Source organism: Acetobacter sp., from assembly GCF_022483985.1.
Taxonomy (GTDB): domain Bacteria; phylum Pseudomonadota; class Alphaproteobacteria; order Acetobacterales; family Acetobacteraceae; genus Acetobacter.
This window is the reverse complement of record NZ_JAKVME010000001.1, coordinates 1,988,763-2,015,121: the sequence shown is the minus strand read 5'-3', so window position 1 is coordinate 2,015,121 and position 26,359 is coordinate 1,988,763. Positions and strand designations below refer to the sequence as shown.

At 59.0% G+C, this 26,359-nt stretch carries 20 protein-coding genes and 1 other annotated feature; of the genes, 8 read left to right on the top strand and 12 right to left on the bottom strand.

The genetic code is table 11. The features are described from left to right. Positions 1-50: 50 nt before the first annotated feature. Together LKE90_RS08935 and xseA are read right to left on the bottom strand one after the other, a co-directional pair. Complete coding sequence (locus LKE90_RS08935; RefSeq protein ID WP_291493286.1) at positions 51-296, bottom strand: hypothetical protein; 246 nt, start codon at positions 294-296, stop codon at positions 51-53. After that, a complete protein-coding gene (gene xseA, locus LKE90_RS08930; protein WP_291493287.1) occupies positions 293-1,765 on the bottom strand; it encodes an exodeoxyribonuclease VII large subunit in 1,473 nt (490 codons plus the stop codon). The genes LKE90_RS08935 and xseA overlap by 4 nt, the downstream gene beginning before the upstream one ends. A 75-nt stretch (positions 1,766-1,840) precedes the next feature. Here xseA and purD point away from each other — a divergent pair, with 75 nt between their 5' ends. The 8 genes from purD (at position 1,841) to LKE90_RS08890 (ending at position 12,597) form a co-directional block, all read left to right on the top strand. After that, on the top strand, positions 1,841-3,121 hold the full coding sequence (purD, locus tag LKE90_RS08925) for a phosphoribosylamine--glycine ligase (protein ID WP_291493289.1): 1,281 nt from the start codon (positions 1,841-1,843) through the stop codon (positions 3,119-3,121). Positions 3,122-3,368: 247 nt separating this feature from the next. Further along, on the top strand, positions 3,369-5,459 hold the full coding sequence (tkt, locus tag LKE90_RS08920; RefSeq protein ID WP_407066091.1) for a transketolase: 2,091 nt from the start codon (positions 3,369-3,371) through the stop codon (positions 5,457-5,459). Between the two features lie 90 nt (positions 5,460-5,549). Then, a complete protein-coding gene (locus LKE90_RS08915; RefSeq protein WP_291493292.1) occupies positions 5,550-8,405 on the top strand; it encodes a bifunctional transaldolase/phosoglucose isomerase in 2,856 nt (951 codons plus the stop codon). A gap of 20 nt (positions 8,406-8,425) precedes the next feature. Continuing rightward, the gene (gene gnd / locus LKE90_RS08910; RefSeq protein ID WP_291493294.1) at positions 8,426-9,421 is read left to right on the top strand and encodes a phosphogluconate dehydrogenase (NAD(+)-dependent, decarboxylating); all 996 of its coding nucleotides are present in this window, start codon (positions 8,426-8,428) and stop codon (positions 9,419-9,421) included. A 29-nt stretch (positions 9,422-9,450) separates the two neighbouring features. Further along, a complete protein-coding gene (locus LKE90_RS08905) occupies positions 9,451-10,317 on the top strand; it encodes an HAD family hydrolase (protein ID WP_291493295.1) in 867 nt (288 codons plus the stop codon). A gap of 201 nt (positions 10,318-10,518) precedes the next feature. Further along, entirely contained in the window at positions 10,519-11,274 is a 756-nt protein-coding gene (gene pgl, locus LKE90_RS08900; protein ID WP_291493297.1) for a 6-phosphogluconolactonase, read from the top strand. Further along, positions 11,271-11,960 carry a ribose-5-phosphate isomerase RpiA gene (gene rpiA, locus LKE90_RS08895; protein WP_291493299.1) on the top strand — a complete coding sequence of 230 codons (690 nt, stop codon included), beginning with the start codon at positions 11,271-11,273 and terminating at the stop codon, positions 11,958-11,960. Before pgl ends, rpiA begins: the two co-directional genes overlap by 4 nt. Before the next feature lie 91 nt (positions 11,961-12,051). Further along, positions 12,052-12,597 carry a gluconokinase gene (locus LKE90_RS08890; protein WP_291493301.1) on the top strand — a complete coding sequence of 182 codons (546 nt, stop codon included), beginning with the start codon at positions 12,052-12,054 and terminating at the stop codon, positions 12,595-12,597. A gap of 523 nt (positions 12,598-13,120) precedes the next feature. Here LKE90_RS08890 and LKE90_RS08885 read toward each other — a convergent pair. The 10 genes from LKE90_RS08885 to LKE90_RS08840 all read right to left on the bottom strand — a co-directional run bounded on the left by LKE90_RS08885 (position 13,121) and on the right by LKE90_RS08840 (position 26,007). Beyond that, positions 13,121-14,851, bottom strand: coding sequence for a tetratricopeptide repeat protein (locus LKE90_RS08885; protein WP_291493303.1), 1,731 nt, complete (start codon positions 14,849-14,851; stop codon positions 13,121-13,123). A 130-nt stretch (positions 14,852-14,981) separates the two neighbouring features. Then, the gene (gene mtnK / locus LKE90_RS08880) at positions 14,982-16,298 is read right to left on the bottom strand and encodes an S-methyl-5-thioribose kinase (protein WP_291493304.1); all 1,317 of its coding nucleotides are present in this window, start codon (positions 16,296-16,298) and stop codon (positions 14,982-14,984) included. Positions 16,299-16,381: 83 nt separating this feature from the next. Then, the gene (locus LKE90_RS08875) at positions 16,382-17,122 is read right to left on the bottom strand and encodes a putative bifunctional diguanylate cyclase/phosphodiesterase (protein WP_291493305.1); all 741 of its coding nucleotides are present in this window, start codon (positions 17,120-17,122) and stop codon (positions 16,382-16,384) included. 177 nt (positions 17,123-17,299) lie between these two features. Next, positions 17,300-18,510, bottom strand: a protein-coding gene (locus LKE90_RS08870; RefSeq protein ID WP_291501409.1) for an IS3 family transposase whose coding sequence is annotated in 2 segments (ribosomal slippage) — positions 17,300-18,225 and positions 18,225-18,510 — 1,212 coding nt in all. Because the reading frame shifts where the segments join, the coding sequence is not laid out codon by codon here. Further along, positions 18,116-18,232 (bottom strand) — a sequence feature (AL1L pseudoknot). (Overlaps the previous gene by 117 nt.) A 51-nt stretch (positions 18,511-18,561) precedes the next feature. Beyond that, positions 18,562-20,046 carry a sensor domain-containing diguanylate cyclase gene (locus LKE90_RS08865; protein WP_291494061.1) on the bottom strand — a complete coding sequence of 495 codons (1,485 nt, stop codon included), beginning with the start codon at positions 20,044-20,046 and terminating at the stop codon, positions 18,562-18,564. Between the two features lie 195 nt (positions 20,047-20,241). After that, complete coding sequence (locus tag LKE90_RS08860; protein ID WP_291494063.1) at positions 20,242-21,177, bottom strand: FAD-binding protein; 936 nt, start codon at positions 21,175-21,177, stop codon at positions 20,242-20,244. Between the two features lie 2 nt (positions 21,178-21,179). Then, on the bottom strand, positions 21,180-21,929 hold the full coding sequence (locus tag LKE90_RS08855) for an electron transfer flavoprotein subunit beta/FixA family protein (protein WP_291494064.1): 750 nt from the start codon (positions 21,927-21,929) through the stop codon (positions 21,180-21,182). A 124-nt stretch (positions 21,930-22,053) separates the two neighbouring features. Continuing rightward, positions 22,054-23,685 carry an electron transfer flavoprotein-ubiquinone oxidoreductase gene (locus LKE90_RS08850; protein ID WP_291494065.1) on the bottom strand — a complete coding sequence of 544 codons (1,632 nt, stop codon included), beginning with the start codon at positions 23,683-23,685 and terminating at the stop codon, positions 22,054-22,056. Between the two features lie 269 nt (positions 23,686-23,954). Further along, positions 23,955-24,650, bottom strand: coding sequence for a 2OG-Fe(II) oxygenase (locus LKE90_RS08845; protein ID WP_291494176.1), 696 nt, complete (start codon positions 24,648-24,650; stop codon positions 23,955-23,957). Positions 24,651-24,774: 124 nt separating this feature from the next. Beyond that, positions 24,775-26,007, bottom strand: a complete 1,233-nt coding sequence (locus tag LKE90_RS08840; protein ID WP_291494066.1) for a multidrug effflux MFS transporter — start codon at positions 26,005-26,007, stop codon at positions 24,775-24,777. Positions 26,008-26,359: the final 352 nt, after the last annotated feature.

The following is a 26,359-nucleotide window of genomic DNA, read 5'->3' as shown; positions in this document are numbered from 1 at the left end:
CATAATGAGAAGTTTCTGGTGAAGTTTTTTCAGAAAGCTGGTCCAGACCATTATGGTCGCGTGCCGTTTGACTGCGTCGCTGGCACACTCTGCTCCACAGCGGAAGGTTGCTGTGACATGCGTAAGGCGTTCACAAACGATCCGCCGATGTAGATCAGCATCGAGAGGGTGGCGAGCACGATCATGAGGATGAACATCAGTTTTTCGGGACGGTTTTCGGCGCCGTCGGCGTCAGGGGATGCGATCCTGCTGAAATCCGGTTTAATCGACTTCAGATTTTTGAGTATGTTCTTCATAGATCAAAGGCTCCCTGAGCCGTATCTTTGGGTGCTTCGATGCGGGCGAGGCGCTCGTCATCAGCAAAAACAAGCGTGACGCGCTGACCCGAATTCAGCCCGGCAGCGCGTGTGACGGCATCGCCCGCCATATCGCGGACAAGAACATAACCACGGTCGAGAACGGCGCGTGGCGAGACAGATTCCAGCACATTCCCGACGCCCAGCAGGCGGGCCTGTCGTTCCCGGCACAGGGCCTGCAAGGGAGCGGCAGTCAGACGCTGGCGTCCCAGACGGGCTTCGGCAGCGCGGCGGGAGGCTGTCATGGCGGCGTCCAGTGCCGCATTATCCAGAGAAAGGCGGGAGCGCCGGTCGCTGAACAGTGCCGACGGTGCGGGCATGTGCCGTTCCGCTGCGACCAGAGCCGCCTTGCGGCGTTCCAGTAGTGCGGGCAGGGCGAGGTCCAGCCTGTGCGACCGGTCATCCAGCCGCATCCGCGCCGTGCTGAGCAGGGAAGGCAGGTCCGGCAGACCTGAAGCCGCACGATCCAGCCGCAGGCGTGCGGTCTGTGCGATCCGGTTCAGTGCGCTTCCCATACGGGCGATGCGGTGCGTGAGATCCGCCAGCAGTTCGTCGCGCACCGGCACGGCCAGTTCGGCGGCGGCTGTGGGCGTGGGGGCGCGCATGTCGGAGACGAAGTCGATCAGAGTGGTGTCGGTCTCATGTCCAACAGCGGAGATGAGTGGAATCGGACAGGCCGCGACGGCACGCAGAACGGCTTCGTCATTGAAGGCCATCAGGTCTTCGAGCGAGCCGCCGCCACGAGCCACGATCAGCACGTCCGGACGGGGCAGGTTCTCGCCCGGACCGGGACGACCCAGCAGGCTGAATCCCTCAATGGCTGCTGCAATCTGTTCCGCCGCCCCTTCGCCCTGCACAGCGACAGGCCAGATCAGCAGATAACGGGGAAAGCGGCGGGCGACCGTGGTGCGGATATCGTGCAGCACCGCGCCCTGCATGGAGGTGACGACACCGATCACGCGCGGCAGGCGGGGGATGCGACGTTTGCGCTCGGGGTCGAACAGACCTTCCTGCGCGAGTTTCAGACGCAGACGTTCGATACGGGCGAGCAGCGCACCTTCGCCCGCATACTCCATCTTCTCGACGATCAACTGATAGCTGGAGCGTTCGCCGTAGGAGGAGACGCGGCCCGTGGCGATGATCTCCAGCCCGTTTTCCGGCACCAGCCCGAGACGTGACACGGAACCACGCCAGACCACGCCGGAGATTTTGCCGCCCTCGTCCTTCAGTGAAAAATAGAGATGACCCGAGCTGTAACGCTTGAATTCCGTGATCTCGCCACGCACCCGCACCCTGCCAAACGTCCCTTCAAGGGTGCGTTTGATGGCTCCCGAAATTTCGGAGACCGAATATTCCGGCACATTGACGCCGGGAAAGGCGGGGGGAGGTGTTGGAGAGCCATCGTCCATGACGCGACCCTATGCTACAGACGCTGCGTTCTCAACAAGAGCCGCAATCCATGTGGTCGGAAAGAAGGTAATGCGATGAGAGTCCTGCTGGTTGGTTCGGGTGGTCGTGAGCATGCGCTCGCGGCGGCGCTGGCGAAGTCGCCAGTCCTTACGCAGCTCTATATCGCTCCCGGAAATCCGGGCACGGCCCTGTGCGGCACGAATATCGCCATCGCGGTGGATAATGTCGCGGCGCTGGTGGCGTTCGCGCAGAAAGAAGGCATCGACCTCGTCGTGCCGGGACCGGAAGCGCCACTGGTCGCCGGACTCGCTGACGCCTGTGCTGAAGTCGGGATTCCCTGCGCCGGACCGACAAAAGCGGCGGCGCAGTTGGAGGGTAGCAAAACCTTCACCAAGGAAGTGTGTGACGCGGCAGGCATTCCAACCGCCAAATGGGAGCGTTTCACTGACCCGGCTCATGCCATCGCCTTCGTGCGTCGTCGCGGTGCGCCGATTGTTGTGAAGGCCGATGGTCTGGCGGCGGGCAAGGGCGTGGTTGTGGCGCAGACGGCGGCGGAAGCCGAAGACGCCGTCACCGACATGATGACGTCCAACAAGCTGGGCGCTGCGGGTCATTCGGTGGTGATCGAAGAGTGCATGGTGGGCGAGGAAGTCTCGCTCTTCGCCTTCTGCTCCGGCGAGACGGCTGTGCTGATCGGTGCGGCGCAGGATCACAAGCGTATCGGCGATGGCGATACGGGTCCGAACACTGGCGGAATGGGCGCAGTCTCGCCGCCAGCCGGTTTTGATCGAGTGGCGCAGGAAAAAGCGCTCGATCTTCTGGTGCGCCCGATGCTGGCCGAAATGGTGAAGCGCGGGACGCCGTTCCGTGGCGTGATCTTCGCTGGTCTGATGCTGACAGACGAAGGCCCGAAGCTGATCGAATACAATGTCCGTTTCGGTGACCCGGAAGCGGAGGCGCTGCTGCCTCGTCTGACATCTGATCTGCTGCCCGCCCTCGTGGCGCTGGCGAAGGGCTCTCTGGGGGATGTGCAGGTCACTTTCTCGGATGACGCCTCTGCCGTGGTGATCATGGCGGCGGAAGGCTACCCCGGTGATTATGCAAAAGGTGGCCTGATCGAGGGGATCGATCGTGCGGAAGCCGTGCCGGGCGTGCGGGTGTTTCAGGCGGGCACGGCGCGTGATCCGCAGGGGCATCTGGTCTCGTCCGGTGGGCGCGTGCTGGCGGTGTGTGGGATCGCGCCTACGTTGAAGGAGGCCATTGACGCCGCCTATCAGGGTGTTTCCGCCATTCGCTGGAAAGAGGCCGTCTGGCGGCGCGATATCGGCGCGCGTGCGCTGGCTGCGGGCGGTTGAGAGAAAGTCTCACAAACTCGTGATGGCGGAAACCGGGGCGGTCTTGACGGCTTGAGTCCCTGAGTTCCGTGTGTGGTGTCCCTGTGCCTGCCTTGTCGAGGCAAAAGGGGCGTGTGATGGTATGGCCCTCTCGTGCCGGGAGGGTTTCCGCCGCAACGGAAGATGATCCGTTGCAGGCCTGATTGATAGAGGATCGGTTACAATGCGTTCTTTCCACGCCGCGTCTGGAAACGGTATGGCCAGCGGTATGGTCAGTGCGACCTGGGCGCCTGAAACGGGCGGAGCCGCGGGTCACACGATCGACCGCACCTGCATTGACACCATCCGCACCCTGTCGATGGACGCGGTGCAAAAGGCGAATTCCGGCCATCCCGGCACCGCGATGGCCCTTGCTCCGGTAGCCTATACGCTCTGGCAGGACGTGCTGAGCTATGACCCGGCCAACCCGCTCTGGCCTGCCCGCGACCGCTTCGTGCTGTCGGTCGGCCATGCGTCGATGCTGATCTATTCGCTGATCTGTCTCAGCGGCATCCGCGATGTGAAGAATGGCAAGGTGCTGGATGCACCATCTCTGACGGTCGCCGACCTTGAGCAGTTCCGCCAGCTTGATTCAAAGACGCCGGGGCACCCGGAATATCACCATACGGCAGGCGTCGAGACGACCACCGGCCCGCTCGGACAGGGCTGTGGCAATTCCGTCGGTATGGCGATCGCCGAGAAATGGCTCGCAGCCCGCTTCAATAAGCCGGGTTTTCCGCTGTTCGACTATCATGTCTATGCGCTGTGCGGTGATGGCGACATGATGGAAGGTATTTCCAGTGAAGCGGCGTCCACGGCCGGACATCTGAAGCTCGGCAATCTGGTCTGGATGTATGACGCCAACCAGATTTCCATCGAAGGTTCGACCGATATCGCGTTTACCGAAAATGTCGGCAAGCGCTTCGAAGCCTATGGCTGGCAGGTTCTGGTCCTGAAGGACGCCAATGATACGGAAACGCTGAAAAAGCTTCTGGTCGAGGCAAAGACGGAGACCGAGAAACCGACGATGATCGTCGTTCATTCGGTTATCGCCTGGGGCGCGCCGAAGAAAGCCGGAACCGCCGCCGCACATGGCGAGCCGCTGGGCGGCGAGGAAATCGCCGCGACCAAGCGCGCCTATGGCTGGCCGGAAGACAAATCCTTCTACGTGCCCGAGGGCGTGACCGACCACTTTCAGGCAGGCCTTGGCGCACGCGGCGCCAAGGCGAGCAAGGCGTGGGATGATCTGTTCTCGGCCTATCGCAAGCAGTTCCCGTCCGAGGCGGCTGAACTTGATCTGATCCTGTCCGGCGAACTGCCGAAGGGCTGGGATGCCGATATCCCGACCTATCCGACGGACGCGAAAGGTACTGCCAGCCGCGCCAGTTCCGGTGAGGTGCAGAACGCTGTCGCGAAGCACATTCCGTGGCTGGTCGGCGGCTCCGCCGACCTCGCGCCGTCCACCAAGACTCTCATCAAGGATGGCGGATCGTTCCAGCCGGAAGCATGGGGCGGTAGCTACGCCGGTCGCAACTTCCATTTCGGCGTGCGCGAACATGCGATGGGTTCCATCGTCAACGGCATGGCGCTCTCGGGTCTGCGTCCCTATGGCGCGGGCTTCCTGATCTTCTCCGACTACATGAAGGCTCCGATCCGTCTGTCGGCTCTCATGCATCTGCCCGCGATCTATATCTTCACGCATGACTCCATCGGGGTGGGCGAAGATGGTCCGACGCACCAGCCGATCGAGCAGCTTGTGCAGCTTCGCGCGACACCGGGTGTTGTCACCCTCCGTCCGGGTGACGCCAACGAGGTCGCCGAGGCATGGCGCACGCTGATTCCCTTCCGTGACCGTCCCGCCGTACTGGCGCTGAGTCGTCAGAACCTGCCGACACTGGACCGCAGCAAGTATGCGTCCGCCGCCGGTGTGGCGAAGGGCGGTTACGTTCTGGGTGACAGCGGCAAGACGCCTTCGGTCATCCTGATCGCCACCGGTAGCGAACTGTCTCTGGCTGTTGAAGCCTACGAGAAACTGGAGGCGGAAGGGGTTGCCGCGCGCATCGTGTCCATGCCGTCGTGGGAACTGTTCGAGGAGCAGCCACAATCCTACCGTGATGAGGTGTTACCGCCTTCAGTTACAGCGCGTGTGGCTGTCGAGGCGGCGTCGCCCATCGGCTGGCATCGTTATGTCGGTCTGACGGGTGACATCGTGTGCATGAACAGCTTCGGTGCGTCGGCTCCGGCTTCGGCGCTGATGGAGAAGTTCGGCTTTACGGTTGAGACCGTTCTGGCGGCTGCCCGTCGGCAACTAGCGCTGTAGGAAACCAGTCCTGCATCCGGATTCGGATGCAGGTTTTTTTGAATGAATGAATCGGCAGGTTCCGTTGCTGCTGCCGGGGAGAATTGCTCGATGAACGCATCATCCGTGAACGGAAAAAGCCCTTTACGTGCTCTGGAACAGTTCGGGCAGTCGCCCTGGCTGGATTTTGTGCGCAGGGGTTACACGCGGGACGGGTCGATGGCGGCCCTCATCAAGCAGGATGGCGTCAAGGGCGTCACGTCCAACCCGGCGATCTTCCAGAAAGCAATGGGCGAGGGCACGGATTATGATGCCCAGATCAGGGACGTGCTCGGCAGGGAGATTGTCTCAGCCGGTGAACTGTATGAGCGTCTGGCGATTGAAGATATCCGGGAAGTGGCGAAGCTGCTGAAGCCGGTCTTTGAACAGACCAAGGGTATCGACGGCTATGTCAGTCTTGAAGTCTCGCCTTATCTGGCGCTGGACACGGTCGGCACCATCGAGGAAGCCGGGCGTCTCTGGACGGCAGTGTCCGAGCCGAACCTGATGATCAAGATCCCGGCGACGAAGGAAGGCATTCCGGCCATCCAGCAGAAGATCGCTGATGGCGTGAACATCAATGTCACGCTGCTCTTCTCGCTGGAGATGTACAAGGCGGTCGTCGAAGGATGGCTGTCAGGCCTTGAGGCGCGTCATCAGGAAGGCAAAAGCGTTGCGGGCATTGCGTCCGTGGCCTCCTTCTTCGTCAGCCGCGTGGATGGCAAAGTCGATGGTGAGATCGATCGCCGGATCAAGGCTGGCGACAAGGACGCGGAGTCTCTGAAGGCCATTCGTGGCAAGGTCGCTATTGCCAACGCGAAGATGGCCTACCTGCACTGGCAGGAGATCATGAAGAGCGATCGCTGGACGAAACTGAAGGCGGCAGGCGCGCAGCCGCAGCGTCTGCTCTGGGCGTCAACCGGCACCAAGGACAAGGCTTACAGCGACGTTCTGTATGTCGAGGAGCTGATCGGTCCCGAGACGGTCAACACGATCCCGCCTGCGACGCTGGACGCGTTCCGTGATCACGGAACGCCCCGTGATTCGCTGGAAGAGAATCTCGATGACGCCAGACACGTCATGGCGGAAGTGAAACGTCTCGGCCTTGATCTGGACGGCATGACGACGAAGCTGGTCGATGAAGGCGTGGTTTCATTCGAAGAGGCGTTCGACGCCCTGCTTGGCTCGGTGGCGAAGAAGCGGAATGAACTTCTCGGTAACAGACTGGCGAAAACGAAGCTGTCACTGCCGCAAGATTTTGACGACGCGGTGAAGGCCGGTCTGGAGGAGTGGCGCAAGGGTGGCCTGATCCGTCGTCTGTGGGCGAAGGACGCTGCGGTCTGGACGAATGGGCCGGAGGCGAAGTGGCTCAACTGGCTCGGTGTTGTCGCTGACCGTCTGAAGGCGCTGCCGGAACTGGAAGCCTTTCAGCAGGAGGTGAAGGCGCGCGGTTTCAAACAGGTGCTGCTGCTGGGCATGGGCGGCTCAAGCCTTGGTCCGGAAGTGCTGGCCATGACCTTCGGCAAGCATGAAGGCTACGGCCATCTCTACGTGCTGGACAGCACCGATCCACAGCAGGTCCGCACGTTCGAAGGCAAGATCGACCCGAAAGAGACGCTGTTCATCGTCTCCTCCAAATCCGGTTCCACGCTGGAGCCGAACATCATGCTGTCCTACTTCTTCGATGTCGCGAAAAAGGCATTGGGCGAGAAGGCCGGTGAACACTTCGTCGCCGTGACGGACCCCGGTTCGGCTCTGGAGAAGAAGGCCAAAGAGGACGGCTTCTGGAGAGTCTTCGCGGGTGACAAGCAGATTGGCGGCCGTTATTCCGTGCTGTCGAATTTCGGCATCGTCCCGGCGGCTGCTTCCGGCGTGCCGCTGAAGCTGTTTCTTGAAGACGCGCTACATGGCGTGAAGGCGTGTGACGGCAGCGTGCCGCCGACCGTCAATCCGGGCGTGCTGCTTGGCACGGTGTTCGGTGTTGGTGCTGAAAAGTTCGGACGCGACAAGATCACCATCATCGCCACGAAGCAGGTGATGGATTTCGGCGCATGGGCCGAGCAGTTGATTGCCGAGTCCACCGGCAAGCTCGGCAAGGGCCTGATCCCCATCGACGACGAAACGCTGGCGGGCCCGACGCATTACGGCAAGGACCGTCTGTTCGTTTATTTCCGTCTGTCCAACGAGCACTCGCACGAGCAGGACGAGGCCGTGAAGACGCTGATCGACGCAGGCCAGCCGGTTGTGACAGTCAATCTGCATGACCGTCGCCAGATTGCGCAGGAGTTCTTCCGCTGGGAGATCGCCACGGCGGTCGCGGGCGTGTTCCTCGGGATCAATCCGTTCGATCAGCCGGATGTCGAAGCCAGCAAGCTTGAGACCAAGAAGCTGACCGCCGCCTATAACGAGACAGGTGCGCTTCCGGCTGAAGCACCGTTCGCGACGGATGGTGATCTGGAATTCTTCGCCGACAGGAAGAACACCGCAGCGCTGAAAGGCGATACGGCGCAGGCGATTCTCAAGGCGCATTTCGACCGCGTGAAGGCTGGCGATTATGTCGGTCTGCTGGCCTATATCGAGCGTGACCGGCACAGTATCGAGTGGATCCAGCACACACGTCTGGCCATCCGTGACGCCAAGACGGTTGCGACTGCTGCCGAGTTTGGCCCGCGCTTCCTGCACTCCACGGGGCAGGCCTACAAGGGCGGTCCTGACAGCGGCGTGTTCCTCCAGATCACGGCGGATGACGCGCACGATCTGCCGGTCCCCGGCGAGCGTTACAGCTTCGGCGTGGTGAAGGCGGCGCAGGCGCGGGGTGACTTTGATGTGCTGGCCGAGCGCGGTCGCCGCGCATTGCGGGTGCATATCAGGGGCGATCTGAAAAAGGGTCTGGCGACGCTCGCGTCCGCCATCAGGGCCGTGATCTGAGGCGGGAAGGAAGAAAAGACATGCAGATTGGAATCATTGGCCTTGGCCGCATGGGTGGAAACATCGCTGTCCGTCTGACCCGTCATGGACATGATGTGGTGGTGTATGACCGCGATGCGTCCACAGTGCAGAAGGTCGTGGAGCGTGCCGAGGGCGGTCGTGCTGTCGGCGCGGTGAGTGAAACCGATCTGGTGTCGAAGCTTTCGGGCGACAAAAGGGTCGTCTGGCTGATGCTACCCGCTGGTGATATCACCGAGACGGCGGTTCAGTCCGTCGGTGGTCTGCTCGGCAAAGGCGATATTCTCATTGATGGTGGCAACACCTATTACAAGGACGATCTCCGTCGTGCCGCCGCCCTGAAGACAAAAGGCGTGGATTACGTCGATGTTGGCACGTCCGGCGGCGTGTGGGGGCTGGAGCGCGGCTACTGCATGATGTTCGGCGGCTCGAAAGAGGCGGCTGCCACGATCGACCCGATCCTGAGCGCGCTGGCTCCCGGCAAGGGCGATATTCCGCCAACGCCGGATCGTGACCGCGCTGGCCTCGATCCCCGCGCCGAGCAGGGCTATCTGCATTGCGGCCCCGCAGGGTCAGGCCATTTTGTGAAAATGGTCCATAACGGCATCGAATACGGCATGATGCAGGCCTTTGCTGAAGGCTTTGACGTCATGAAAAGCAAGAACTCGCCACTTCTGCCGGAAGACGAGCGGTTCGACCTGAACATGGCCGATATCTCCGAGGTCTGGCGTCGCGGCAGCGTTGTGTCGTCCTGGCTGCTTGATCTGACGGCGGAGGCGATGGCCCGGAATGGGGAACTGTCCGAGTTCAGCGGGGAGGTTCAGGATTCCGGCGAGGGTCGCTGGACGATTGAGGCGGCCATAGAGGAAGCGGTTCCCGTGCCGGTGATGACGGCGGCGCTGTTTACGCGCTTCCGGTCCCGCAGCGGCAACACCTACGGCGAAAAGGTTCTTTCCGCCATGCGGTTTGGCTTTGGCGGTCACGTCGAGAAGAAATAACGTCCTGTCTGCGACGTGGGGAGTGCGCTGTGAAAGTTGATGATATCGCAAGACATGATGCGAAGCCTGCGCCGACGGATCGTGTCCGTCTCGTGGTGACGGACATGGACGGCACGCTTCTGACACCGGAAAAGCAGGTGGCGCGCAGCAGCGTCGAGATGATCGACAGGCTGCGGGCCGCTGGTGTGGCGGTGTGTCTTGTCAGCAGTCGCGCCCCTGTGGGCATCGAGCGATATCATCAGGCGCTGAATCTCGAAACACCTTACGCGGCCATGAACGGCGCCATCGTGCGGGACGGGCAGGGGAAAACCCTGTCCACGCTCACCTTGCCGGTTGAAGCGGTAAAGGCGACGATCGACATGCTGGATGTGCATGAGGTCGATGGCTGGCTGTTCTGTGGTTCCGACTGGGTCGTCCGGGACGAGGCGGGAGGCTATGTGGCGCAGGAGCAGAAGGCTCTGGGGCTTGCTCCTGTCGTGGTAAAGGACTTTGGGCCGTGGGAAGACAAGGTCGGCAAGATTACCGGTTCCAGCGCGGATTATGATCTTCTAGGCCGTCTTCAGGGAGAGATTGGCCAGATGCTGACAGGTCAGGCCAGTGTTGCTTCTTCGGCGCGGTATTATCTGGATATCACGCCACTCAATGCCAACAAGGGGTATGCGCTCCGTGAAATCGGGCGGCAACTGGGTTTTGAGGCACATGAAATCGCCTGCCTTGGCGACATGCAGAACGATGTGCCGATGTTCGATGTCGCCGGTCTGTCGATCGCCATGGGCAATGCGACCGATGAGGTCGCTTCGCACGCACATTTCACGACGGATACGGACGACAACGAAGGATGGGCGAAGGCTGTCGAGCGGTGGATACTTCCCCGGGTTGGCGGCAACGCTGCCTGAAAGCAGGAGGGGAGCAGGCTTCGCGCTACCCTGAGGAGTAGTGTCAGAAGCAAGAGGGCAGCACATCGTGTCGTATCCGGTTTCGGAGGAACCGGAGCCATCGGCCAGCGGTCCGGAGACGCATAAGACGTGATACAGCGTGACAGATGCTGATGGTTTCCTGAAAAAACGTTGTGGTGAGTGCTGGTTGGGAGTGGGCCGATGAGTGGACAGGATGTGATGACGGCGCAGGAAATCGTGCTGGACACTCCCGATGCCGTGGCGCAGTATGTGGCCGACTTCCTGCTGGAAAAAGCGTGTGCAGCAACGGGAGTGTTCCGCATCGCGCTGTCAGGTGGCTCCACTCCGCGCAAACTCTACGCGCTCATGGCGAATGCCGGTTATGCGGAACGCTTTCCCTGGGATCGGACAGAGTTCTTTTATGGGGACGACCGTTTCGTTCCAGCCGACTCTCCCGACAGTAATCGCGGCATGGTGCAGTCGATCCTGTTCGCGCATGTTCCCGTTCCGTCGAAAAACATTCATCCAATGCCGGATCATGGCGACCCGGATGAGGCGGCTTGCGCCTATGAAGTCGATCTTCAGCGGACATATGGTGCAAAAACACTTGTGGTCGGAAAACCGCTCTTTGATGTGGTGCTTCTCGGTCTGGGTGAGAACGGTCATACAGCCTCGCTCTTTCCACGCCAGCCGGTTCTGGAGGAAAAGACACGGTGGGTTGCGTCCTGTGTGCCGGATGATGCGCCTCACACAAGACTGACGCTGACCTACCCGGCTATTGCGTCCAGCCGGCATGTGCTGTTTCTCGTGACCGGGACGTCCAAGGCGGATGTTCTGAGCAGGGTTCGTGCGGGTGATCCGGCTGAGCCAGCCAGCCATATCCGCTCGGATGGCGAGATTGTGTGGATTATCGACAGAGGCGCTGCGGGGCAGGCCGAAGGGGAAACGGGACGATGAGCGCGAGCGAATATAAACGTCAGGCAGCCGAGTTTGCGGCCGAGATGGTCGAAGACGGCATGGTTGTCGGTCTTGGCACGGGCAGTACGGCGGCTTTTGTCGTGGAGGCACTGGGTCGCCGCCACAAGGAAGGTCTGCGTTTCGTGGCGATCCCGACCTCGTTGGCAACTGAAAAGCAGGCGCTGGGACTGGGCATTCCTCTCACGACGTTTGGAGAACATGCAAGGGTCAATGTGACCATTGATGGAGCTGATGAAATCCAGCGTGGTACGCTCAATCTTATCAAAGGTCTTGGTGGCGCGCTTCTGCGTGAGAAGATTGTCGCGGCCTCATCTGACCGTCTGGTGATCGTGGCGGATGATACGAAACTTGTTGATCATCTGGGCATGAAAACACTTCTGCCTGTTGAGGTGACGTCTTTTGGCTGGGAATCAACCGCACGTCAGATTGAGCGGTTGGGTGGACAGGCTTCACCGCGACGGAACCGGGAAGGGGCGTTTTTTGTCAGTGATGGAGGCAATCTGATTCTTGACTGTCGTTTCGAGGTGATTTCCGATGCAGGACGTCTTGAACAGGATATCCGCTCAATTGTCGGTGTGGTGGAGAGTGGCCTGTTTGTCGGAATGGCAACGGACGCCATCGTCGCTGGTGGAGAGGGTATTGTCCATCTGACTGTTGGCGCGTGAGCTTTTCTCTTTGTGACAATGGACGGGGGGCGTTTGGCTCCCTGTCTGTGATTATGCTGAGCCGTAACTGTGATTCTGGAGAGAGCAGGCTATGACGCAGTCATGTCCCAACGGTATCGCGCCTCGCCTTGTGGTTGTCATGGGTGTTTCCGGTAGTGGCAAGACACTCGTGGCTGAAGGACTCTGCGCGCGGCTCGGATGGCCTTTTCAGGAAGGTGACGCGCTTCATCCTCCACATAATATTGCAAAGATGTCGTCAGGAGAGCCGCTCACGGACGAAGATCGACTGCCCTGGCTGGAAAAATGCCGGAGCTGGCTTGCGGAACGTGCGCGGGATGGCAAGGGCGGGATTCTGGCCTGTTCGGCACTGAAGGGGTTTTATCGTGATATTCTGAGGCAGGAGGGAGTGGATGTCACATTCCTCTTCCTGAGGGTTCCTCGTGAGGAACTTGAACGTCGCCTTAAGGGACGCAAGAAGCACTTCATGCCTGCTACGCTGCTGGACAGCCAGTTGGGGACGTTGGAAGCGCCATCCGCTCAGGAACATATTCTCGTGCTGGATGCCGTGGGGCGCCCGGCAGAGGTGATTTCAAAAGCGATTGATATTCTCTGTGAGGATCAGGAAGGCTGTCTCTGATCCTTATTTCCGGCGGATGGCGACAACCGTATGCTCGCATTTATTCTGGCATCTGGCGTGCTGTCCCTGCCAGCGTAACCAGCCGCCACAGGAAACACATTTCAGCCCGTCTCCAAGAGAAAATGACACGGTGTGTGGAAGGGTTTTTACCTTCTCTTTCTCTCCGCTAGAGAGCGTCATGAACTGCCTCTTGTGTTTCTGTTCTCCTGTAAAATATCTGACGGAATTGGTTAATTGCGGGTTTATTTTCTGAATATTTCATACGGCAGGAGTGTGAGTGAATTTTGATTTTCCATGTAAAAGAGCAGCTCATTGAAGTGGATGGCGACTGAAGCTTCATCCATATCCGGCAAGAGAGGATGAGTAGCCAGTTCTGCCTGCTGCTATAAATGCGGCCTTGGTGGGTTCAGGAAAATAATTGATTGCGCCACGATATTATGCGCCTGGCGTCAGCTCTCACCACCCGGACAATCGAACCTGATGGTAAGCATTCAGTCGTCGGAACTGCTCACCGCTCTACAGTTCATGACACGGCTGCCAGTGTGGCTGGTGTGTAGGCTTGCAGATCCTCCTTCAGGGTGCTGATGAGACCCGCCCAATCTCCCGGTCTGGGCTGGCGGAAGATTTTCATGGTGGGATACCACGGCGTATCGCTGCGTCCTTCCAGCCAGCGCCAGCAGCCGTCGAAACGGGACATCATCCACACCGGTAATCCCAGTCCACCGGCAAGATGGGCAATGGATGTGTCCACACAAATCAGCAGATCAATACCAAGGAGACGGGCCGCAGTATCGGCAAAATCTCTGATACCGTGAGTTCCGTCATGAATGGACAAGCCAGATTCCGCGATTTGCTGAGCGCCGTTCATCTGGAAACTCACAAAGATCGTTTCAGGCACATCAAGCAGAGGTGCAAGTTCTCCAAGAGGCATGGAGCGCCTCTGGTCGATGGCGTGCGCTTCGACGTGAGACGGGCGGGGAGCGCCGGACCAGACAAGTCCGATGACACGCCGGGCGGGACGTCTTCCTGCCCACATGAGACGACGGATGGCCGTTCCCTGTCGGGATGCTTCTTCGGGAGAGACGGAGAAATAGGGCGCGGAAGGAATGGTCTCCGCCGTGATGTCCAGTCGATGCGGCAGACTGGCCAGAGGACAATGATAGTCAAAATGCGCGTCGGCAGGCAGGTCTGTCACGCTGTGAGTCACGCCAGAGACTGTTGTGAAAAGCCTCTGCAATGGCTGAGGCGTCAGAACGGTCACGACGGCTCCACGTGCTGCAAGATGTGGCGCAAAGCGGATGAACTGGAGAGAGTCTCCAAAACCCTGCTCCGCATGAAGAAGAATCTGACAACCCTGAAGGGGCTCACCCTGCCAGAGTGGAGCGGGAAGATCGGATGGAAGCGTTTGGGAGGTGCCCCATCTGGTTTCATAATCAGCCCATCCCTCCCTGAAGCGTCCAAGCTTGAGCAGGCTGACTCCGCGAGAAAAGCGGGTTTTGGCGCAATCGCGGCCTGTCGACAGGGCTTCGTCAAACACATCCAGCGCTTCGGCGGAACGATTCAGATTGAAAAGCAGATGCCCCCGGTTATGGATCGCCTCCGGATTGTTTGGCTGTAGGGAAATCGCTTTTTCAATCGTTGTCAGCGCTTCTTCAAGTCGGCCCGCATGTTCGAGAGCGACACTGAAATCGACAAGGTAGGCCGGGTCATCCGGACGGGATGCCAGCGCCTGCTCAAGATAATGCAGGGCGCCGATGGTCTCGCCTTTTTCAACAAGCGCTCGACCCAGACGATGCTGAATGGACACCTCATTGGGGAGTGTCGTCAAAGCCTGTCTATAGAAACGGATGGCGCGGTCGGTTTCCTTGACGCCTTCAAAAGCGATGCCTGCCATGAAATAGGCAGTTCCGGTTTGAGGCATCCAGAGGGCGGCCCGCTCAAGAATGGCCTGCTGCTCCTGAATGCGACCAAGTTTTTTCAGACAATCCGCTTGCAGAAGGTAGAAAATGAAATGGTTGGTCAGACGGGCGCTGCGGGCAAGAGGAGCCAGTGCGCGTGCGGGATGGCCGAGCAATAATTCGGCGCGGCCCAGAAGCGCCAGAACAGCCGGTTCACGTGGAAAGCGCGCCAGATATCCAAGGGCAGTTTTTCTCACTCCGCTCATGTCGTTCAGTTTCTCGAAAGCGCGGGCTTCTGCAAGGCATGCTTCGAGTGCGGAAGGCATCGCTGAAGTGGGGTCGTCGAGAACAGACATGGAAGACTCCTTTGACGAGTCTTCTCTTACGCAACGTAGGTTAAAAGCCTGTTGCGATTGAGGAGATGCATCCGTTTATCTGTCACGGATGCATTGAGTCTGCCTGGCGGAGTAAGCAGGTTTCTGCTTTTCAGTGTCCATGAAAGAGTTTTTCCGGGGCTGCTTTCAGATTGGAAAGAAGCTCTATTGCAAAGGAAAGCGCCTGATATTGTCGGTGACCTTTTTCCGTTTCCGGTAGAGCATCGAAATGCGACGTGTGGGCGTATCCTGTAAGCCTTCGAATGACTTCCATGGCTGTGAAACCTGCCATATCCGAGACAATCCGGTCACACTCTTCCTGCTGCTGACGCTGTATTTCTGTAGCGTCATGGCGTGTCAGAAAAGCCGGAGCAAGATCGGTGTCTGTATTGTTATCAAGCCATTCTTCACAATAAGTCTTGAGAAAACTCTCATGGAAGATGGCAGCAGCCTGTCGTATCTGCGTGCGTCGTGATGTATCCTGCGCGGCGAAAGAGGCGAGTATCAGGCTCGCAACGAACATGCCGCAATCAAAGCCGGTTGGACCAATGCAGGCAAATTCACCATCAATCACAGAAGCGCCATTGGGGCCGACCATGATGGAACCGCTATGCAGATCTCCATGGAGCAGAGCTTCACGGGCCGTAAAAAACCGTGACTGCATGTGGGAGACCGCACGGTGAATGGTCGGGTCAGTATGAAGCTGCTCTACGAGCGTCTTCAACGCTGGATGGTAATGATTGCGAGGATGATCGTAATAGGGGTCTGTCAGAACCAGATCGACTGTAATGCGGGTCAGGGTTGTGTTGCCTGAGAAAAAGCTTTCGAGTTGAAACATTTTTTCGAATGGTCCGCCTCGCCATGAGGTGTGGAACGCGGTTCTGGCCACAAAATGACCGATCTGACGCGCTACGGGAAGCGGGTCGACTCCTTGGATCAGGGCTTCGGTAAAAGTGACATGATCGTCAAGGCAGGCTGTCACCAGCAGGAAAAGCTGTGGATCGAAATAAAGAAATTCCGGGACCATTTCCGGCGCCAGCGGTGTAACAGCCTTTAACCACCCTGCTTCAAAAGTCGTTCGGTCAAGCGGCATTTTCCATGAAGGATCAACGCGCACATGTGGAAGCGACTGCTTTGCACAGAGAGAGCCTGATGGACCGTGAATAAGCCAGACACTGTTGAGGTTGCCGTCGCTGACTTCCCGAATATTCCAGCCGGATGGGGTGCCGCCAAGGCGGACCGCCAGCAACGGGAGTTCAGACAGAACCAGTCTAAGGCTCTCAGGATTCAGGGGGCGATACGGTGTGCCTTGGGTCAAACTGGTATATTCCGGCCCGGAGCGGTTGTCGTTGACCGGACTATACCACTGAATGAAGAACGTCTGTCGAACGATAATGACTTCGACTGGTCTGGCACGCTCTGCCGGCACCGAAGTCTGGAACTGCTCTCAGGGCCATTCGTTCCGGAAGGAGGCAATCCCTGTTTGGCGTGAAGGCCAATTTTCCTGAGTCTTTATGCCGGAACAGGAGATTGCAGGACTTCTGCTCTGGGACGTTCTGCAATGGTCTGGCTTGGTCTGCCGATGAAATATCCCTGTACCAGAGAGCAGGACCGTTTCTCCAGATAGGAAAGTTGCTCGGCGGTCTCAATCCCTTCGGCAACGATGTTTACCCCGAGACCATGGCCAAGCGACAGGATGGCATCCACGATCGCGGCTGAATGAGGCTGATCCAGCATGTCCCAGATAAAGGAACGATCGATCTTCACTTCGTCGAACTGGAAATCACGCAGATAGCTGAGGCTTGAATATCCCGTTCCAAAATCATCCATGACGATTCCTACGCCAAGAGTGCGAAGGGTCTTGAGGATTTCAATATTCTGTTTGCCCTGAAGAAACGTGTTCTCGGTAATTTCAATGCTGAGGCGCTTTGCTGCAAGTCCAGCATCGTCAAGAGCGGTCTTGATGATCTTCGGCAGATCGGATGTCGTAAACTGGATGGGAGAAACATTGACTGATACTTTCAGTCCGTTTGTCCAGCCAGCGGCATCGCGACAGGCCCTGCGTACGACCCAATCGCCAAGCTGTGCGATCAGGCCGCAATCTTCTGCAATTCCGATGAACTGGTCAGGCGGAACCCGACCGCGTTCGGGATGCTGCCAGCGAAGCAGCGCTTCATATCCGACCAGCCTTCGCTCACGGGTTGACATGATCGGCTGGTATTCAAGAAAGAACTCATCGCGCTCAAGACCCAACTGGATTTCACGCTCAAGACGGATGCGGTCCTGTATCGAGCTGTCAAAAGAACTGTCATATTCACGTACATTTCCACGTCCGGCCTGTTTTGCCGCCAGCAGAGCAATGCCTGAGCAATGGAGAAGCTGTCCCCCATCTGAATTGCCCCGGGTTTTGTGGAGACGTTTTTATCTGAACTACGCAGCTAATGCATGTGATTTCTGTTGTGCATAAAAGCGTGCCTCAGCTTCTGCTGGGGGGATGTTTCCAATGGAGGACAGGATCCGTCGATTGTTGAACCAGTCGACCCATTTAAGTGTTGCCAGTTCAACCGCTTCCCTGTTTTTCCATGGCCCCTGCCGATAGATGAGTTCGGTTTTGTAAAGCCCGTTAATGGTCTCCGCCAGGGCGTTATCATAGGAATCTCCGACACTGCCGACAGAGGCGACCAGTCCGGCTTCAGCCAGTCTTTGCGTGTAGCGAATGGACACATATTGACAGCCGCGGTCGGAATGGTGGGTCACTTTTCCCTCAGGCCGCCTCTGGCACAGAGCCTGCTCGAGAGCATCCAGTACGAAGTCGGTATGGGCAGTGGACGAGACGCGCCAGCCCACAATAACCCGTGCGAATACATCAATGATGAAGGCCACATAAACAAAGCCCTGCCATGTGGAAACGTAAGTAAAATCCGAAACCCAGAGCCTGTTGGGGGCTGGGGCATGAAACTGGCGCTGCACCAGATCCCGTGGACAGGGCCGTGCCGGATCGGGCCGTGTGGTTCTGATCCCCTTGCCACGAATGACGCCTTTCAGTCCCATCCGGCGCATCAGCCGCTCTACCGTGCAGCGGGCGACATCCAGACCTTCACGTCTGAGCTGATGCCAGACTTTGCGCGCTCCATAGACACAGAAATTATCGGTCCAGACCCTGCGGATTTCATGATACAGTTCTTTGTCTTTCTGGCTGCGCACACAGGGATTTTTCTGTCTCGCCCGATAAGCATAATAGACAGATGGTGCAATCGACAGAACCCTGCAGATTGACCCGACACCATATGTCTGCCGATGCTCCTCAATGAAGCGTGTCATGGCCTGAACCGGCGGTCGAGTTCCGCCTGGGCAAAATATGCCGACGCCTTGCGCAGGATTTCATTGGCCTGCCGCAGTTCGCGGTTCTCTCGCTCCAGTTGCCTGATCTTCTCTCGATCTGGCAGTTCACTCACCGCAGGCGCATTGGCACGTTCATGCAGACGGGTCCATTTTGACAGCGTGTCAGGATGAATATCCAGCTTTGGCGCTATCATCATCACCGCGGACCAGCGTGATGGATGGTTCTTCTCTTCCTCCAGAACCATGCGGGCTGCACGCTCGCGAAATTCAGGCGGAAAACGCTTCGATTTGTTGCTCATGAATTCTTCTTACCTTACGGGTCGTTCTGTCTCCACAAAACCCGGGGCAATTCAATCCTTCATCTCGTCGTCGGATACGGCAAAGCCTACACTGACGGATACCGGCAGTTCATCATGCCCGTCAGGCAAGGGAATTTTCAACTCCAGAGCGAGGTAGGAAGCGAAATCCGTTACATCGTCCGGACTGAGCACGCAGGCCACGGCAAACTCATCTCCCGCGATACGGGCCATGATGGCGTCCTGTGGTACAAGAAGCTGGAGACGCTTGGCGATATGGGACAGAACCTTGTCGCCCATGGCATGTCCGCAGGTCTCGTTGATGTTCTTGAAACGATCAATATCCACAAGAAAGACGACGATCGGATTGTTGCCGGGTCTGTTCTGAAGCAGATCGGTAAGGCTGGTGACGAAAAAGGAACGGTTGCCGATACCTGTCAGCATGTCCGTGATGGCAAGTTCCTTGATGGTGGCTTCAGTTTCCTTGCGTGCACGAAGGTCGATGATCGCAAGAATGGTTCTGGATTTGCCGCGCCACAGGCTTTCACGGGCATAGATTTCAACGGGGATGCGTTCTCCATCGTGGTTGACCATCTGGATTTCACGGGGAGTTTCTTCCTCGATCAGTTTCTGGACAATTTCTTCGCTCGCGAGAACCGGAAAAAAGTTCTTCAGATGATATGCCGCGTTGGGTTTCGTTCCTGCGAGATTCCAGAAAGCGCTGTTGGCATCAAGTATGGTGCTGCCGGTTGTGACGACCAGCCCTTCCAGAGCCGCGTCGGCAAAGCTGCGCGCACGCGTGCTTTCTTCGATTTTCCGTCTTGCCGACTGATATTCGAGCAGAAGAAAAATGCAGGCCAGAGCGAGAAAAGTCGACGTGCCCGCTCCGACCGTTTCAGCAAGGGACAGGGAGGCGATATGCTGTGACATGCCGCCCATTACCGCATGGGAAAGAGAGGCATGGGGCATGCCCATGAAATGCAGGGAGCATATGCCGAGAACCCATGCGAGCGCAGCAAGGGATCTTCTACGGCCACGCTGATGACGCAGGAGCAGAGTGCCCGCGTAGAAAAAGGCAAAACCGACTGCCAGGGAAAGAATGATCCTGACAGAGGGAATGAATTCCTGCCCTGCGCCGCCCATGGCGGCTATGCCGATGTAATGCATGCTCCCGACCGTTATGGTCATGAGAAGTGCGGTGCGGGGAGAGTGGGAGCGGTTGGGTGTGTGACATTCACTCCACCATGTCGGAATGAACAGCCCCATGGCGACGAGCATGGAAAGGAGTGTCAGCGGCACTTGGTAGGCTGTCGCCAGACTGTTCGCGCAGCCCAGCATGGCGACGAAATGGGTGGCCCATACACCATTTCCGGCTATGCAGGCGCTGAAAAGCAGTCTTTTCTGATAGGGACGCCCCTTCACCATCGCAGCGCGGCAGATCATCCGCACGGCGATCAGCATGGTCAGGGTGCAGAGAATCAATGCACCGAGCGCAAACGTGAAGTTGTAGCCTGTAAAGTCGGGAAGAGTGTCAGACATGGCGCCGGGCTGATCCTGTGGAACTGCCTTCAGTCTGCCTTGTCGAGGTCAATCACCCGTTAACGTGTTGCCGCGATTCTATCCCGGAAACAGCCTGTGGTGTGCAGGCTGTTCTTCCAGTGGATCATGCCGCAAAAATAAAGCCCCACCGGCGGAGAGGTGGGGCTTTATGACAAAGAAGGGCCTGACTGCCCTTCAGAGAGCCTTGGCCAGTTCCGGCACGACTTCAAACAGGTCGCCAACAAGCGCGTAGTCCGCAACCTGAAGCAGCGGCGCGTCGGCGTCCTTGTTGATCGCAACAATCACCTTGCTGTCCTTCATGCCCGCGAGATGCTGGATCGCACCGGAAATACCGACAGCGATATACAACTCGGGAGCGACGATCTTGCCTGTCTGACCAACCTGACAGTCATTCTCGGCGTAACCGGAATCAACTGCCACACGGGATGCGCCGATGGCGGCTCCCAGCTTGTCGGCCAGAGGAGCCAGCACGGACTGGAAGTTCTCGGCGCTGCCCAGACCACGACCGCCGGAGACGATCACGCGAGCCGACTCGAGTTCCGGGCGATCGCTGGTCGGCGTGTGCTCGGACACGAAGAGCGAGACCGTGTCCTGCACCGTTACGTTCACGGCTTCGACGGGAGCGGAGCCACCTTCAGCCGGAGCCGGGTCGAAGTTCGTCGCACGAACAGTCAGAACTTTCTTCGCATCGGAGGACTTCACCGTCGCCAGAGCGTTGCCCGCATAGATCGGACGGACAAAGGTGTCGGCATCGACAACAGCCATCACGTCGGGGATCGGCTGCACGTCAAGCAGCGCGGCAGCGCGGGGCAGGACGTTTTTGCCGACAGCCGTGGAAGCGGCGACGATATGGCTGTACTCGCCAGCCAGCGAGACGATCAGGTCGGCCACAGGCTCGGCCAGTTCATGCGCCAGCACGTCGGCGCCCGCCTTCAGCACCTTGGCCACGCCCGGCACCTTGGCGGCGAGAGCGGCTGCGGCGTCCGCATCGGCTGCGCTGCCTGCGACCAGCGCGTGGACATCGCCCAGCTTGGTGGCAGCGGTGATGGCGGAACGGGAGGCTTGACGAATCTGACCGGCTTCGGTCTCGACAAGAACAAGAACGGTCATGATCAGATCACCTTCGCTTCGTTGCGCAGTTTCTCGACCAGTTCGGCCACGGAGCCAACCTTGATGCCTGCCTTGCGGACCGGCGGTTCAGCCACGGATACCGTCGTCAGGCGACGGGTCATGTCCACGCCGAGGTCAGCAGCCTGAATCGTCTCAAGCGGCTTCTTCTTGGCCTTCATGATGTTCGGCAGGGACGCATAACGCGGCTCGTTGAGACGCAGGTCAGCCGTAACAATGGCGGGGACGGCGAGGGACACTGTTTCCGTGCCGCCATCGATTTCGCGTGTCACTTCCGCACGGCCGTCAACGATTTCGACCTTGCTGGCGAAGGTGCCCTGACCCCAGCCGAGCAGACCGGCCAGCATCTGGCCCGTCGCGTTCATGTCGTCGTCGATGGCCTGCTTGCCAAGGAAAACGAGGTCCGGCTTCTCACGCTCGACAAGCGCCTTCAGCACCTTGGCGACGGCCAGTGGCTCAGGGCTTTCCTCGGAGAGGACGAGGATGGCGCGGTCAGCACCCATCGCCATCGCCGTACGCAGCGTGTCCTGCGCCTGCTGCAAGCCGATCGAGACGGCGATCACCTCGGTCGCAGAGCCTTTTTCACGCAGTCGGACAGCCTCTTCGACGGCAATCTCGTCAAAGGGATTCATCGACATCTTCAGACCGGCCGTCTCAACACCGGTTCCGTCCGATTTGACGAGAACCTTGATGTTGTAATCAACAACCCGCTTTACCGGGACAAGTATCTTCATCGTCTCTCTCGCATACTACCCGCATTGGTGGGCGCAGATCGTGGCGTACGGACGCTGGTATGAACCACGTCCGGCGATCGGGCCACCGGAATTGGCGGCAGGCTTAACGTACTATCGACAGAAATCACATACCCGCAGGGTAATTCGGACCGCCAGCCCCTTCCGGCGTGCACCAGTCGATATTCTGCGTGGGGTCCTTGATGTCGCACGTCTTGCAGTGGACGCAGTTCTGAGAATTGATCACCAGACGGGCTTCGGTCTCCGCGTCAACCGCCTCATAGACCGCTGCCGGGCAGTAACGGCTTTCCGGTGAACGGAAAACATCCCAGTTTACCGTCTTCCACAGATCCATGTTGCGGACCTTCAGGTGAACCGGCTGGTCTTCCTCATGATTGGTGTTCGACAGAAAGACGGAGGACAGCCTGTCGAAGGTGATCTTGTTGTCCGGCTTCGGATAGTCGATCGGCGTGCTGAGAGACGCAGGCGTCAGCGTCTCGTTGTCCGCATGTTTGAAATGCAGGGTCCACGGAGCCCTGCCGCGCAGAACCATCGCATCGAACCCGGCATAAAGCGCGCCCAGCTTCGAGCCCCAGCGGGCGAAAGCCGGGCGGACGTTGCGGGCGGTTTTCAGTTCGTCATACAGCCACGACTGACGGACAAGGCTGGTATAGGCGGCAGGCTCCACCCGTTCGGCCTTCATGGCGTCCAGAACAGCTTCAGCGGCCAGCATGCCGGATTTCATGGCCGTATGGGTGCCCTTGATCTTCGGCGTGTTGAGGAAACCCGCCGAATCGCCGAGCAGCGCTCCACCGGGAAAGGTGAGGCGGGGGATGGACTGGAGGCCACCCTCGGACAGCGCGCGTGCGCCGTAGATCAGGCGACGTCCGCCTTCGAAATGCTTGCGGAAGACCGGATGCAGCTTGGTGCGCTGCATCTCGTCGAACGGCGACAGCCATGTGTTCTCGTAATCGAGACCGGTGACGAAGCCGTAGGAGACAAGGTTCTCGCCGAAATGGTAGAGCCACGCGCCGCCATAGGTCTTATCGTCGAGCGGCCAGCCAAAGCTGTGTACGACCAGACCGGGGCGGTGGTTCTCGGCGGGGATTTCCCACACTTCCTTGATCCCGAGGCCGTAGGTCTGCGGATCGACGCCTTTGCGCAGGTTGTAATGTTCCATCACCTGCTTGGTGAGGGAGCCACGGCAGCCTTCCGCGAACAGCGTGTATGTCGCACGCAACTCCATACCGGGCTGATAGTTCGGGCCTTTTTCGCCGTCACGGGTGATACCCATGTCGCCGGTCGCCACACCCACCACGCGGTTCTTTTCGATCAGCACTTCCGCGCCTGCGAAGCCGGGATAGATCTCGACGCCGAGTTCTTCCGCCTGCTCGGCCAACCAGCGGCAGACATCGCCAAGGCTGACGACATAGTTCCCGTAATTGGCGAGATGCGGCATCACACGGTCGAGCGCCGGAATTTTGAAGCCTTTTGTCTCGGTGAGGAAATACATTTCCTCCTCGGTCACCGGGGTCTTCAGGGGAGCGCCACGCTCCAACCAGTCAGGGAGCAGTTCCTCAAGAGCGCGAGGCTCGATCACTGCACCAGAGACGATGTGCGCGCCGATTTCGCTGCCTTTCTCGATCAGGCAGACAGTGGCTTCGGGGTTAAGCTGACGCAGGCGGATGGCTGCCGCCAGACCCGCCGGGCCGCCACCCACGATGACGACATCAAATTCCATCGCCTCGCGTTCGCTCATCGGTCCTCGTTCCTCGTCGTCAAATGCCGTGGACGAGAAGGCGGAAGGGCGCTTTCTCGCGGGCTGTCTATGATTTGAAGTGTCCGGGTAAGGCGTTCGTCCCGATTTGCCAAGGCTGTTTATCTGCGTGAAAGACCTGAACAGAGGCGTTTCAGGAGAGGGTGTGGCAGAAAAACTGTCGGACTCACGGATGCCCGACGTCAGATATATTCAGGTCTTCAGCGCATCCCCGGCAGAGGGTTCCCGTTCCATTCGTCGGAAAGCTTCACTCAGTGAGCCGGTCCGAAAGCCAGTTCCTGTGTTGCGCGCCATGTGGAATCGACAAAATTGACGATCAGTCCGCGCCGCAAACCCTTGATGGGGCGTTTCTTGAAACCGTGCCAGGTATCGTCACCCGGCACGAACAGGGTACCGGTGTTGAAGCGGCCACTGCTGCGGACGACGGTTTCCCCTTCCGCGTTCATCAGGTCCGTGCCCCACTGCTCGGCATCGTCGTGAGTGGATAGGGGGATGAGCAGCGTCAGCTTCTTCGCGCCGATGTCTGTATGCGGCTCCAGCCAGAAACCATCCGTATCGAGACTGAGTTCAAGACGGAGCGCCGTATGGTCGAGCTTCGTGCCACAGAGCGCTTCCACGGCGGCACGTCCTTCGGGACTGTCGAACATATGGGCCAGCACATCCAGCCGCGCATCCCGCGCTCGCGCTTCCGGCTCCACAAAAACCCGGGAGCCGTTGCGCGTCTCACGGCGACCGCCGGTGTCGCCTGCGACAGCATCTTCCTCCGGCTCCCATGCCACCAGCGCTTCGCACGCCTCCTGCGGCAGGATGGCGGACAGAGTCCAGTGACGGAACGGTGTCGTCGAACACGCCGCCGTGTCGAGGGAGTTACGCAGGCCCGCGATGGCGGCCTCACAGGCTGTTCGGTCTGAAGCCAATGCCGATGTCCGTGTGCTGTGTGTCATCATCATCCTTTCGCTCACGACAGAAGTCTGTCCGGAGCGACCCGTCCCATAACGCGACAGCGCGGGAGGCGTTCGCGACAAGGAAGGCTCTGTCTAGCAAAAAGGTGCGGGAATGGCGAGTGAAGGGTCAGGTTTCAGCGCAGAGGAGAAGGCGGAAGATGTTCGCGATCACCATCATCGCCGCGCCGACCGCCATCACGCAGGCTGTGGGGATGATCGAATCCGTTGGCATGTAGCCCATCATCAGGCCGCTGACGGCGCCGATGCTGAACTGCATCGTACCCAGCAGCGCGGAGGCGCTTCCCGCATGGGCGCCGTGATGGTGGAAGGAGAGTACTGTTGCATTTGCGCCGATGAACCCGAGCGAGCCGGTCATGAACATGATCATCATGACGACAAAGACGGGGGTCTGGGCCGTGACGACGTGCGTCGTGGTGAGCAGCACGTTCATGGCTCCGGCGAAGGCGCACCAGCCGATACCGAACTGCATGAGCGTTTCAAGGCGCACGCGATGCACCAGCCTGCCGCTGATCTGGGTGCAGAGGATGAAGATGGCGGCGTTGACGCCGAAGAAGATGGCGAAGTGACGGGGCGAAAAGCCCATCAGATGTTCGAACACCACAGGCGCGCCGCCGAGATACGCGAACATCACAAAGGTCGCGGCGCTGGCGATCAGGGCGTTCAGGAAGAAATGCGGCTCTCTAAGAATGGTCAGGTAGCGGGCAAGAATCGTGCTGACGGGCAGGCGCGGGCGGCGTGAGAGCGGCAGTGTCTCGGGCAGCACGAACCAGACACCGGCGATGGCGGCCACGCCGTAAAGGGCCGCTACCCAGAATATCCAGCGCCAAGTTGCGATTTCCAGAATCAGTCCGCCGATGGAAGGCGCCAGAATCGGCATGACGCCAAAAACGAGGGTCAGTTGGGTCATGATATGCGCCCCGGCTCTTCCCGTGGCGACATCGCGGATCATGGCGCGGGGAATAACGGCGCCGCCCGACCCGCCGAGGGCGGAGAGAAAACGGAACAGGCAGAACAGCCGGTAATCGGATGTCACCGCGCAGCCGATGGAGGCAAGTGTGTAAAGCGCAAGCCCTGCGATCAGAGGGCCACGTCGGCCGAAGCGGTCGGAGAGCGGACCGCAGGAGAACTGTCCGACAGCCAGTCCGATGAACCATGTGGCAAGAGTGAACTGCGCCGAGCCGGGGCCGCCTCCCAATTCCTGATCGAGAATCGGAAAGGCGGGCAGGTACATGTCGGTGGACAGGGGGCCGAGCGCTGTGATCAGTCCCAGCAGAGCCACGATATAAAAAGGCAGACGTTGATCGGCCTGCATCGTCTCTACTGACATTTTGCCTGACATGTCTGGCGTCCGCCCCAAAAAGGAGGAACGGCTATGCCGTCTTGAGGCGAGGCTGTCCATGCCGGATTATGCATGGTGACCTGCGTCTGGCGGGAGGGGTTCTGAGGATATTTCGGCCGATTTGCCTGAGTTCCAGATTATGCCGTGTCTTCTGTGATCTTCAATGTGACGTCGGGACAGGATGTTCGGACACTCTGGCGATGATGATCTGAAAGACGCTGGCTGAAAACGTGTTAATCGCCATGCGTTCATGCACGGCGTCAGTGAGCATGGTCTGGGGGAATAGGGCAGGCGTCAGTTTTGTGAATGTCCTTATGGCGATGTGAAACGTGTTTTCACATCGCCATAAGGC

Bases quoted from the DNA above. Each gene is read 5' to 3' on its own strand.
- LKE90_RS08935 (WP_291493286.1), bottom strand. From the start codon at position 296: ATGAAGAACATACTCAAAAATCTGAAGTCGATTAAACCGGATTTCAGC.
- xseA (WP_291493287.1), bottom strand. From the start codon at position 1,765: ATGGACGATGGCTCTCCAACACCTCCCCCCGCCTTTCCCGGCGTCAAT.
- purD (WP_291493289.1), top strand. From the start codon at position 1,841: ATGAGAGTCCTGCTGGTTGGTTCGGGTGGTCGTGAGCATGCGCTCGCG.
- tkt (WP_407066091.1), top strand. From the start codon at position 3,369: ATGGTCAGTGCGACCTGGGCGCCTGAAACGGGCGGAGCCGCGGGTCAC.
- LKE90_RS08915 (WP_291493292.1), top strand. From the start codon at position 5,550: ATGAACGCATCATCCGTGAACGGAAAAAGCCCTTTACGTGCTCTGGAA.
- gnd (WP_291493294.1), top strand. From the start codon at position 8,426: ATGCAGATTGGAATCATTGGCCTTGGCCGCATGGGTGGAAACATCGCT.
- pgl (WP_291493297.1), top strand. From the start codon at position 10,519: ATGAGTGGACAGGATGTGATGACGGCGCAGGAAATCGTGCTGGACACT.
- rpiA (WP_291493299.1), top strand. From the start codon at position 11,271: ATGAGCGCGAGCGAATATAAACGTCAGGCAGCCGAGTTTGCGGCCGAG.
- LKE90_RS08890 (WP_291493301.1), top strand. From the start codon at position 12,052: ATGACGCAGTCATGTCCCAACGGTATCGCGCCTCGCCTTGTGGTTGTC.
- LKE90_RS08885 (WP_291493303.1), bottom strand. From the start codon at position 14,851: ATGTCTGTTCTCGACGACCCCACTTCAGCGATGCCTTCCGCACTCGAA.
- LKE90_RS08865 (WP_291494061.1), bottom strand. From the start codon at position 20,046: ATGTCTGACACTCTTCCCGACTTTACAGGCTACAACTTCACGTTTGCG.
- LKE90_RS08860 (WP_291494063.1), bottom strand. From the start codon at position 21,177: ATGACCGTTCTTGTTCTTGTCGAGACCGAAGCCGGTCAGATTCGTCAA.
- LKE90_RS08855 (WP_291494064.1), bottom strand. From the start codon at position 21,929: ATGAAGATACTTGTCCCGGTAAAGCGGGTTGTTGATTACAACATCAAG.
- LKE90_RS08850 (WP_291494065.1), bottom strand. From the start codon at position 23,685: ATGAGCGAACGCGAGGCGATGGAATTTGATGTCGTCATCGTGGGTGGC.
- LKE90_RS08845 (WP_291494176.1), bottom strand. From the start codon at position 24,650: ATGATGACACACAGCACACGGACATCGGCATTGGCTTCAGACCGAACA.
- LKE90_RS08840 (WP_291494066.1), bottom strand. From the start codon at position 26,007: ATGTCAGGCAAAATGTCAGTAGAGACGATGCAGGCCGATCAACGTCTG.